Here is a 9,442-nt window from a genome sequence, read left to right as displayed (position 1 = left end):
ACGCCGCGGGCGGGGCAAGCCCCGCACCTACGGGCGTTGCAGGTCCTTCAGCAGGGCGGCGAAATCGCCCGCGAAGCCGGCCATGTCGAACAGGCCGCTTGTGTTGCGGGCTTCGGCCAACCGCCGGCGGAGCGCGGCCAGTGCCGCCGGGTCATTGCCCAGCCGGACCGCGGTGGCGATGAAGGCCGCATCGTCTGCGACGTTCATGTCGTCCAGCCCGAGATGATGGTTGAGGCTGCCGGCCACGCGCGCGGCGAAGGTCCGGCCGGGCGTGGTCAGCACCGGGCAACCGGCCCACAGCGCATCCGAGGCGGTGGTGTGGGCGTTGTAGGGATGGGTGTCGAGGAACAGGTCGGCGTGCCGATAGCGCGCCAGGTACTGCGGGTGCGGCAGCTTGGGCATGAACACCAGCCGCGACGGCTCGATGCCCTGCAGGCGCGCGACCTCGCGCAGCCGGTCATCGGCCAGCCCCGGCCCGGAGAGCAGCCACAGCACGCTGCCGGGTACGCCGCGCAGCACTTCCAGCAGGCGCGCGATGCTGCGCGGGTTGAGCTTGTAGCTGTTGTTGAAGCAGCAGAACACCATGCCGTTGCCGCCCTGGCCAGGTTCGGGCAGGCCGCATTCGCGGCGCGCGGGTGGCTGCTCGACCACGCGGGTGTTGTCCGAGGGCTGGAACGCGCGCGGCAGGCGCAGCACCTTCTCGCTGAACCCCGGTTCCAGCGCCGGCGGCAGCACGAAGCCGTCGGCCAGCACGAAGTCGATCCACGGCGCGCCGGAGGTGCCGGGATAGGCCAGCCAGTTGACCTGCACCGGCGCCGGCCGCATCGCCAGCACTTCCGGCGTGCCGCCGCCGCCCCAGCCGCGCAGGTCGAACAGCACGTCGATGCCGGCGGCGCGGATGCGCCCGGCGATGGCCGCATGCGGCATGCCATCGACCTCGTGCAGCGCATGCGCCGCCGCGTGCAGGCGCTGGCGGATGCGGCTGCCGTCGTCGCGGTTGAGCGCGAACAGGTGCACCTGCAGTCCGGCATGGGCGCGCAGCTGCTCGAACAGCGCCACCGTCAGCAGCCCGGTGGGGTGCGCGCCGAAACCGTTGGAGAGGAAACCCGCCCGCAGCGGGCCTTCCATGCGCGGTTGCGCCGGCGGCAGCGGCGGCGTGGAACCGGCGATCACCTGCGCGCGCTGGCGGGCGCAGGCCAGCTGCTCGGCGGCGCTGGCATCCTCGCTGAGGAAGGCGAACGGCTCCACCGCCGGGTTGCCCTCCGCCACCGCGTCGCGGACCTGCCGCGACAACGCCTCCAGCCCGCGCCAGTCGCACAGCCGCCGTTGCCAGTTCAACCGCTGCGCCGCCATGTAGGCCTCTTCCGGCATCAGCGCGTGGGCGCGGCGGTAGGCATCGGCGGCCGCCTCGGGCTGCCCCGCATCTTCCAGCGCATGGCCCAGCCACAGCGCGATGCCAGGATGCTGCGGCACCTGCCGCGAGGCGTGGCGCAGCAGGTTGGCGGCCTCCTCGTGGCGGCCCTGCATCCAGCGCGCGCGTCCCAGCCGCGCCAGCGCTTCGGGATGATCGTGGCGCAGCTGCAGCGCGCGCTGCGCGGCGTGTTCGCCAGCGGCCAGATCGCCCGCGCCCAGCTCTGCGTCGGCCAGCATCACCCAGGCGATGAAGTCGGCAGGCTGGCGCTGCACCGCGATGCGCAGCTGCCGGAGTTCGTCATGGGGGCTGTTCATGCTGTGGCGTGACCCTTCGCTGCGGTATGCCTGATTCTGCGGCCATTCCCGCGCCCGTTCCGCGCACCACCGTGCCGATGCCGGCGGCGCGCATGGCGATGGGCGCGGCTCAGCTGCCTTCGGACAGCCGTGCCAGTTCGTCCACCTGGTGCTCGTGCTGCAGGCGGCCGACCAGGGCGTCCAGGTCGCCCTCGATGATGTTGGGCAGGTCGTACAGGGTCAGGCCCTCGACGCGGTGGTCGGTGATGCGGCCCTGCGGGAAGTTGTAGGTGCGAATGCGCTGGCTGCGGTCGCCGCTGCCGACCTGCAGGCGCCGCGATTCGGCCTGCGCCGCGGCCTGCCTGCTGCGCTCGGCGTCGAGCAGCTGCGCCTTCAGCCGCTTCATCGCCTTGTCGCGGTTGGCGTGCTGGCTGCGCTCGGTCTGGCATTCGACCACCACGCCGGTCGGCACGTGGGTGATGCGGATGGCCGATTCGGTCTTGTTGACGTGCTGGCCGCCGGCGCCGGAGGAACGGAAGGTGTCCACCTTCAGATCGGCCGGGTTGATGGCGATGTCTTCCACGTCATCGGCCTCGGGGATGATCGCCACGGTGGCGGCCGAGGTATGGATGCGGCCCTGCGACTCGGTGGCCGGCACGCGCTGCACGCGGTGGGTGCCGGACTCGAACTTCAGCTTCGAGTACGCGCCGCGGCCGACCACGCGCGCCACCACTTCCTTGTAGCCGCCGTGCTCGCCGGGGTTGTCCGATTCGATCTCGACCTTCCAGCCCTGGCGCTCGGCATAGCGCGCATACATGCGGAACAGGTCGCCGGCGAAGATCGCGGCTTCGTCGCCGCCGGTGCCGGCGCGCACTTCCAGGAACAGGTTGCCCTCGTCGCGCGGGTCCTTGGGCACCAGCAGCAGGGCCAGTTCCTCGTCCAGCGCCAGCAGGCGCGCCTGCGCCGCGGCGATTTCCTCTTCGGCCAGTTCGCGCAGTTCCGGATCGGCGCGCATCGCCTCGGCCGATGCCAGGTCGTCGCGGGCGCGGGTTTCGGCGGCCAGCGCGGCGGCGACCGGTTCGAGCTGGGCGAATTCGCGCGAATGGTCGCGGAAACGCGTGTTGTCGGCGACCACCTCCGGGTCGGCAAGCAGGCGTTCCAGTTCTTCGCGGCGCTCGGCCAGGGCCAGCAGCTTACGGCGCAGGGTCGGCGTCATCGGTTCTTGCAATCGGGTGGTGGTAGCCCGGCACCGCCGGGAACAGGCGCTCGGCGGCGCGGGTCAGGTCGGCGTCGCCTTCCAGCGCGGCCTGCCGCAGCGCGGCGGTAGGCGGGTGCAGCAGGCGGTTGGTCAGGCCGTGGGCGAGCTGTTCGAGCACCTCGTCGGCGGTCTTGCCGTTGGCCAGCTGCTGGCGGGCCTTCTCCAGCAGTTCGGCGCGGGTGGCCTCGCCGAATGCGCGCAGCTGCTTGAGCGGTGCCTGCAGGTGGGTGGCGCGCAGGTTCTCCATGTAACGGGAGACCTGCAGGTCGATGATGGTCTCGGCCTCGGCGGCGGCCTCGCGGCGGCTGCGGCGGTTTTCCTCCACGGCGCGCTCCATGTCGTCGACCGTGTAGAGGTAGGCGTCGGCCAGTTCGCCCACGCCGGCCTCGATGTCGCGCGGCACCGCCAGGTCGAACAGCAGCATCGGCTTGTGCCGGCGTGCGCGCAGCGCGGCGGCGACCTGCCGCTGCAGGATCACCGGCTCGCGCGCGGCGGTGGCCGAGAACACCACGTCGGCCTCGGCCAGGTGGCGTTCCAGTTCGGTCAGCGGCAGCGCCACGCCGCCGTGGCGGCTGGCCAGTTCCTGCGCGTGGGCGAGGGTGCGGTTGGCGATCAGCAGCCGCTTCACCCGCGCTTCGCCCAGGTGCCTGGCGGCCAGTTCGATGGTCTCGCCGGCGCCGACCAGCAGCACGGTGGAATCGTCCAGCCGCGCGAACGAATCCTGCGCCAGCCGCACCGCGGTCGAAGCCACGGATACCGGATTGGCGCCGACGCGGGTGTCGGTGCGCGCGCGCTTGGCCACCGAGAAGGTCTGCTGGAACAGCCGGTCGAGGTGGTTGCCGATCGCGCCGCTGTCATGCGCCAGCGACCAGGCGTCCTTCACCTGGCCCAGGATCTGCGGTTCGCCCAGCACCATCGAATCCAGGCCGGTGGCGACGCGGAACAGGTGGCGCACGGCGTCGTCGTCGCGGTGCTCGTACAGGTAACCCTGCAGGTCGCCGGCATGGCTTTCCAGCCAGCGGGAAAGATGCTGGCTGTCCTCGGCCACGGCGTACAGTTCGGTGCGGTTGCAGGTGGACAGCAGCACGGCCTCGGCCAGTTGCGGCGACTGGCGCAGCGATGCCATCGCGCGCGACAGCGCGTCGCCGCCGAAGGCCGCGCGTTCGCGCAGTTCCACCGGCGCGGTCTGATGGTTCAGTCCGAGCACCCACAGGGTCATTCTGTTCAGTTGCTTGCGATAAGCTGCTGGCTGTTGATGGCCGCCATTTTACGGCCCGATTGCCGCAGATGCCCATTTCCAGACGAACCCGGCTGAATCGCACATGCAGCGTCCTGCTGCTCTTCCTGTCGTCGGCGCCCCTGCTGGCGGCCTCGCCGCAGTTGGCGCAGCGGGCGCCGGCCGCATCGCTGACGCCGGTGCTGGCCGGGGAGTTCTCGCTGCAGGCGGGCAAGCTGGCCGATGCCGCGCACTGGTATCTGCAGGCCGCGCGCGAAGGCGCCGGCGATGCCGGGCTGGCCGAGCGGGCCACCCGCATCGCGATGCTGGCCGACGACGAGGCCAGCGCGACCGAGGCCCTGAGGCTGTGGGCGCAGCGCGATCCCGGCTCGCTGGCCGTGCGCGGCACCCGCGCCTCGCTGGCGCTGCGCCAGGGCGATACCCGGCTGGCGCGCAAGGAGCTGCTGGCGGTGCTGCGCTCGCGCGAGCCGCAGGCCTGGCGTTACGCGGTACTGGCCCTGGCTACCGGTGGCCGCGATCCGGCGGCGCCGGCGAAGGTGCTGGATGAGCTGGTCGATGCCGGCGCGATTCCCGACGATCTGGAAGCCTGGCAGGAGTTCGGCCGCCTGGCGCTGCGCATGGAGCGCCCGGAACTGGCGCGGCGCATGGTCGGCGAGGTGGTCAGGCGCTTTCCCGACGAACCGCGGGTAGCCCTGCTGCATGCCAGCCAGCTCAACCAGGCCGGCAAGAAGGACGAGGCGCTGGCGCTGTTGAAGGACATCGAGCCCAAGGCCGCGGGCGACGAGGAACTGCGCAACGCGCTGGCCTTCGCCTACGACGCGTTCGGCGAGCCGGGCGCGGCCGGGCGGGTGCTTTCCATCGGCGAGCAGACCGTGCAGACCTGGGGCATGCGCGCCTCGCTGCTGGCCAAGCAGAAGGACGACGCGGGACTGCTGGCGCTGTACCAGGACATCTCGGCCAAGGCCGGCAAGCCCGACCCGGACCAGCGCCTGCTGCTTGGGCGGATCGCCGAGTACCTCAAGCGCTACCGCGAGGCGGTGGACTGGTACCACGGCGTGCCCGGCGGCCCGCAGCGCAGCGAGGCGCGGCTGCGCGCGGTCAATGCCCTGCACGAACTGGGCGAGAAGGCGCAGGCGGCCGACGAGGTCCACGCCATCCAGGCCGACGCCTCGGTGGACGACGATGTGCGCCGCGACGCCTACCTGCTGGAAGCCGAGCTGCAGCAGCGCGACGAGCGCGATGATGCCGAGGTCGGCATCCTGACCCGCGGCCTGGCCGCCTACCCGGACGACAGCGCGCTGCTCTATGCGCGCGCGCTGGCCTGGGAGCGGCGCGACGACATCCCGCGCGCCGAAGCCGACCTGCGCAAGATCCTGGTCGCCGAGCCGGAGAACGTGGCCGCGCTCAATGCGCTGGGCTACACCCTGGCCGACCGTACGCGGCGCTACCAGGAGGCGCTGGAACTGATCGACCGCGCGCGCGTGGCCGAGCCGGACAACGCGGCCATCGTCGACAGCTATGGCTGGGTGCTGTACCGGCTGGGGCGCAACGAAGAGGCGCTGGTGCAGCTGCGCCGCGCCTGGAGCCTGAACAAGGATCCGGAGGTTGCCGCGCATGTCGGCGAGGTGCTGTGGGTGCTCGGGCAGAAGGACGAGGCGCGGCGCTTCTTCGACGAGGCCCGCAAGCTGGAGCCGGACAACCGCGCGCTGCAGCGCGCGATCGAGGCGCTTGGCGTATGACGGCGATGGTGTGGCGATGGATGGCGGCGCTGTTCCTGGCCGGCACGCTGGGGGGCTGCGGTTCCATGGCGACCCGGCAGGCGCCGCCGGCCGCGCAGGTGCATACGACCTCGGAACCGGCCCTCGAAACGGCGCGGCTGGCGGTGCTGGATACCTTGCCGGCGTGGTCGTTCCAGGGCCGGGTCGCGATCAGCAAGGGCCGCAATGGCGGCAATGGCCGCATCGACTGGCAGCAGCAGGGCGAGGCCTACCAGGTCGGCCTGGCGGCGCCGGTGACGCGGCAGAGCTGGCAGCTGAGCGGGGGCGCCGGGCAGCCGGTGCGGCTGGATGGGCTGGAGGGCGGGCCGCGCAGCAGCACGGACGCCGGGCAACTGCTGCTGCAGGCCACCGGCTGGGACATTCCGGTCGAACAGCTGGCCGCGTGGGTGCGCGGCATGCCCGCCTCGGGGGCGATCGCACCGGCCTACCAGGGCTACGACATCGAAGGATTGCCGCGGGTCTTGGAGCAGGGCGGGTGGCGGATCGACTATCTGGACTGGTACCCGCCGGTCGAGGGCCGTCCGGCCCTGCCGCGCCGCATCGAGGCGGTCAACGGTGACGCCAAGGTGCGGCTGATCGTCGATGAATGGAGCATGGGCGGGCCATGAACACCTTCGTGGACGCGGCCGGCTGGTCGTACTGGCCGGCGCCGGCCAAGCTGAACCTGTTCCTGCACATCACCGGCCGGCGCCCGGACGGCTATCACGAGCTGCAGACCGTGTTCCGCCTGCTGGACTGGGGCGACCGCATCGGCCTGCGCCTGCGCGCGGATGGCCAGGTGCGCCGCGAAGGGCCCTCCGTTCCCGGGGTGGCCGAAGCCGACGACCTGGTGGTTCGTGCTGCTAAATCGCTCAAAGATGCATCCAATTGCGCCGAAGGGGTTGATATCTGCGTAGACAAGCGCATCCCGGCAGGTGGTGGCTTCGGTGGCGGCTCGTCCGACGCGGCGACCGTTCTGGTCGCGTTGAATGCGTTGTGGAAAACCGGCCTGGACGAGGATGCATTGGCGGCGCTGGGCCTGCGTCTGGGCGCCGACGTGCCGGTGTTCGTGCGCGGGCGCAACGCCTGGGCCGAGGGCGTGGGCGAACGGCTGGTGCCGCTGGACCTGCCGCCGGCCTGGTATCTGCTGGTGGATCCGGGGGTGCACGTGCCTACCGCCGAGCTGTTCCGCTCCCCGGATTTGACGCGGGATGCCGCGCCCGCGAAAATAGCGGACTTCGCTTCCGGGACCATCCTCGGAAATGCGTTCGAACCGGTGCTGCGATGCCGGGAACCCGCCGTAGAAGCGGTGTTCCAGGCGCTTTCGCGCGTCGGCCGGGCGCGGCTCACGGGGTCGGGAAGCGGTTGTTTCGTCGAGTTCGCCACGCGCGCTGCCGCAGAGCATGTCCTGGCGGTATTGTCGGACCAGCTGCGGGCCCGGGTAGTTGCCGGCGCCGCGCGCTCGCCACTGCTCGAGGCACTGGAAGCGATGCAGTGATGGATTGATGCAGGGGCGTCGCCAAGAGGCCCAAGGCACCAGGTTTTGATCCTGGCATTCGTAGGTTCGAATCCTACCGCCCCTGCCACTCACGCGAGTCTTCTCGCGAGCCCGCGCTTCACCCGTGCGGGAATTGAAGGAAAAGCCCGGCGCTGGCCGGGTTTTGCGTGACACATCCCCCCCGCTCTTTCGCCGCCGCCCGAGAAAGCCGACATGCAAGACGCCCAGAACCTGCTGGTTTTTTCCGGCAACGCCAACAAACACCTTGCGCAGAGCATCTGCAAGGAGCTGGGCGTGCAGCCGGGCAAGGCGCTGGTCTCCAAGTTCTCCGACGGCGAGGTGCAGGTCGAGATCCAGGAGAACGTGCGCAAGCAGGACGTGTTCGTGGTGCAGCCGACCTGCGCGCCGAGCGCGGAGAACCTGATGGAACTGCTGGTGATCATCGACGCGCTCAAGCGCGCGAGCGCCGCGTCCGTCACCGCGGTGGTGCCGTACTTCGGCTACGCCCGCCAGGATCGCCGCATGCGTTCCTCGCGCGTGCCGATCACCGCCAAGGTCGCCGCCAAGATGTTCTCGGCCGTGCACACCGACCAGATCCTCACGGTCGACCTGCACGCCGACCAGATCCAGGGCTTCTTCGACATGCCCGTGGACAACGTATACGCCTCGCCGCTGCTGCTGGCCGACATCTGGCGCGCTTACGGCACCGACAACCTGATCGTGGTCAGCCCGGACGTCGGCGGCGTGGTGCGCGCCCGCGCGGTGGCCAAGCGCCTGGACGACGCGGACCTTGCGATCATCGACAAGCGCCGTCCGCGCGCCAACGTGGCCACGGTGATGAACATCATCGGCGACGTCGACGGCAAGACCTGCGTGATGGTCGACGACATCGTCGACACTGCCGGCACCCTGTGCGCCGCCGCCGCCGCGCTGAAGGCGCGCGGCGCGGTGAAGGTCGCCGCGTACTGCACCCATGCCGTGCTCTCGGGCCCGGCGGTGGACAACCTGAACAACTCCCAGCTCGACGAGCTGGTGGTGACCGACACGATCCCGTTGTCCGACGTGGCCCGTGTCTGCACCAAGATCCGCCAGATCAGCGTGGCCGAGATGCTGGCCGAGACGATGCGCCGCATCGCCTTCGGCGAGTCGGTCAGCTCGATGTACGTGGATTGATGAACCCCGGTTCCCGGCATGTCGCCGGGGCCGACAACGGCATTCCTGGTCGCGGGAATGTCTTCACCACGCACCGCCTGCGGTGCAACAACCAAGAGTAGTCAACAATGGCAAAGTCCCACGAAATCAAGGTCGCCCGTCGCGACGTGCAGGGCAAGGGTGCGAGCCGCCGCCTGCGTCACGCCGGTGTCGTCCCGGGCATCGTCTACGGCGGTGACCGCGAGCCGGCGATGGTCGAGTTCAACCACAACGAAATCTGGCTGGCCCAGCAGAACGAGTGGTTCTACTCCTCGATCATCGACCTGAACCTCGACGGCACCCTCTACAAGGTGCTCCTGCGCGACATGCAGCGCCACCCGTACAAGCAGCTGGTCATGCACCTGGACTTCCAGCGCGTGAACGAGAATGAAGTGCTGAACGTCTCCGTGCCGCTGCACTTCATCAACGAGGAGATCTCCCCGGCCGGCAAGACCGCCGACGTGCTGGTCACCCACGAACTGAAGGAAGTGCACATCGCCTGCCTGCCGAAGGACCTGCCGCAGTCGATCGAAGTCGACCTGGCCGCCCTGACCGCCGGCGACATCATCTACCTGTCGCAGCTGAAGCTGCCGGCGGGCGTGGAAATCCCGGCGCTGAAGCTGGGCAAGGACCACGACGATGCCGTCGTCATCGCCAAGGCACCGACCGCCGGCGAAGAAGCCGCCGAGTAATCGGCCGGTTGCGTCCGCCCTTCCCGGGCGGACGCAGCCAACGGTGGACGCATGACTGGCTTGCGACTGATCGTCGGTCTGGGCAATCCCGGAACCGAACAC

General features: G+C 70.3%; 8 protein-coding genes and 1 tRNA gene. 6 read left to right on the top strand and 3 right to left on the bottom strand.

The window, feature by feature from the left end:
• Nucleotides 1-27: 27 nt before the first annotated feature.
• From QMX80_RS16835 to hemA, 3 genes are all read right to left on the bottom strand, one after another.
• Complete coding sequence (locus tag QMX80_RS16835; RefSeq protein ID WP_282278317.1) at nt 28-1,728, bottom strand: tetratricopeptide repeat protein; 1,701 nt, start codon at nt 1,726-1,728, stop codon at nt 28-30.
• 109 nt (nt 1,729-1,837) lie between these two features.
• Entirely contained in the window at nt 1,838-2,923 is a 1,086-nt protein-coding gene (prfA, locus tag QMX80_RS16830; protein ID WP_282278315.1) for a peptide chain release factor 1, read from the bottom strand.
• Nucleotides 2,901-4,184 (bottom strand): glutamyl-tRNA reductase, encoded by a 1,284-nt coding sequence (hemA, locus tag QMX80_RS16825; protein WP_273084473.1) that lies wholly within the window; start codon nt 4,182-4,184, stop codon nt 2,901-2,903. The genes prfA and hemA overlap by 23 nt, the downstream gene beginning before the upstream one ends.
• A 68-nt stretch (nt 4,185-4,252) precedes the next feature.
• Between hemA and QMX80_RS16820 the strand changes: the two genes are divergently transcribed.
• The 6 genes from QMX80_RS16820 (at nt 4,253) to QMX80_RS16795 (ending at nt 9,340) form a co-directional block, all read left to right on the top strand.
• On the top strand, nt 4,253-5,941 hold the full coding sequence (locus QMX80_RS16820) for a tetratricopeptide repeat protein (RefSeq protein WP_282278313.1): 1,689 nt from the start codon (nt 4,253-4,255) through the stop codon (nt 5,939-5,941).
• 20 nt (nt 5,942-5,961) lie between these two features.
• Nucleotides 5,962-6,588, top strand: a complete 627-nt coding sequence (gene lolB, locus QMX80_RS16815; RefSeq protein ID WP_282278311.1) for a lipoprotein insertase outer membrane protein LolB — start codon at nt 5,962-5,964, stop codon at nt 6,586-6,588.
• Nucleotides 6,585-7,457: a 4-(cytidine 5'-diphospho)-2-C-methyl-D-erythritol kinase gene (gene ispE / locus QMX80_RS16810; protein WP_282278309.1), complete on the top strand. Its 873-nt coding sequence runs from the start codon at nt 6,585-6,587 to the stop codon at nt 7,455-7,457. The genes lolB and ispE overlap by 4 nt, the downstream gene beginning before the upstream one ends.
• An 11-nt stretch (nt 7,458-7,468) precedes the next feature.
• A tRNA-Gln gene (locus tag QMX80_RS16805) sits at nt 7,469-7,545 on the top strand.
• Between the two features lie 125 nt (nt 7,546-7,670).
• On the top strand, nt 7,671-8,630 hold the full coding sequence (locus QMX80_RS16800; protein ID WP_055771974.1) for a ribose-phosphate diphosphokinase: 960 nt from the start codon (nt 7,671-7,673) through the stop codon (nt 8,628-8,630).
• 107 nt (nt 8,631-8,737) lie between these two features.
• The gene (locus tag QMX80_RS16795; RefSeq protein ID WP_055771971.1) at nt 8,738-9,340 is read left to right on the top strand and encodes a 50S ribosomal protein L25/general stress protein Ctc; all 603 of its coding nucleotides are present in this window, start codon (nt 8,738-8,740) and stop codon (nt 9,338-9,340) included.
• The last annotated feature ends 102 nt before the right edge of the window (nt 9,341-9,442 follow it).

The organism is Stenotrophomonas sp. PS02297 (genome assembly GCF_029959705.1).
Classification (GTDB): domain Bacteria; phylum Pseudomonadota; class Gammaproteobacteria; order Xanthomonadales; family Xanthomonadaceae; genus Stenotrophomonas; species Stenotrophomonas nitritireducens.
Note: the sequence above shows the minus strand (reverse complement) of the source record. Positions and strands in the feature narration are given on the sequence as shown.

Excerpts from the sequence above, each read along its gene's own strand:
- QMX80_RS16835 (WP_282278317.1), bottom strand. The coding sequence starts at position 1,728 with ATGAACAGCCCCCATGACGAACTCCGGCAGCTGCGCATCGCGGTGCAG.
- prfA (WP_282278315.1), bottom strand. The coding sequence starts at position 2,923 with ATGACGCCGACCCTGCGCCGTAAGCTGCTGGCCCTGGCCGAGCGCCGC.
- hemA (WP_273084473.1), bottom strand. The coding sequence starts at position 4,184 with ATGACCCTGTGGGTGCTCGGACTGAACCATCAGACCGCGCCGGTGGAA.
- QMX80_RS16820 (WP_282278313.1), top strand. The coding sequence starts at position 4,253 with ATGCCCATTTCCAGACGAACCCGGCTGAATCGCACATGCAGCGTCCTG.
- lolB (WP_282278311.1), top strand. The coding sequence starts at position 5,962 with ATGGCGGCGCTGTTCCTGGCCGGCACGCTGGGGGGCTGCGGTTCCATG.
- ispE (WP_282278309.1), top strand. The coding sequence starts at position 6,585 with ATGAACACCTTCGTGGACGCGGCCGGCTGGTCGTACTGGCCGGCGCCG.
- QMX80_RS16800 (WP_055771974.1), top strand. The coding sequence starts at position 7,671 with ATGCAAGACGCCCAGAACCTGCTGGTTTTTTCCGGCAACGCCAACAAA.
- QMX80_RS16795 (WP_055771971.1), top strand. The coding sequence starts at position 8,738 with ATGGCAAAGTCCCACGAAATCAAGGTCGCCCGTCGCGACGTGCAGGGC.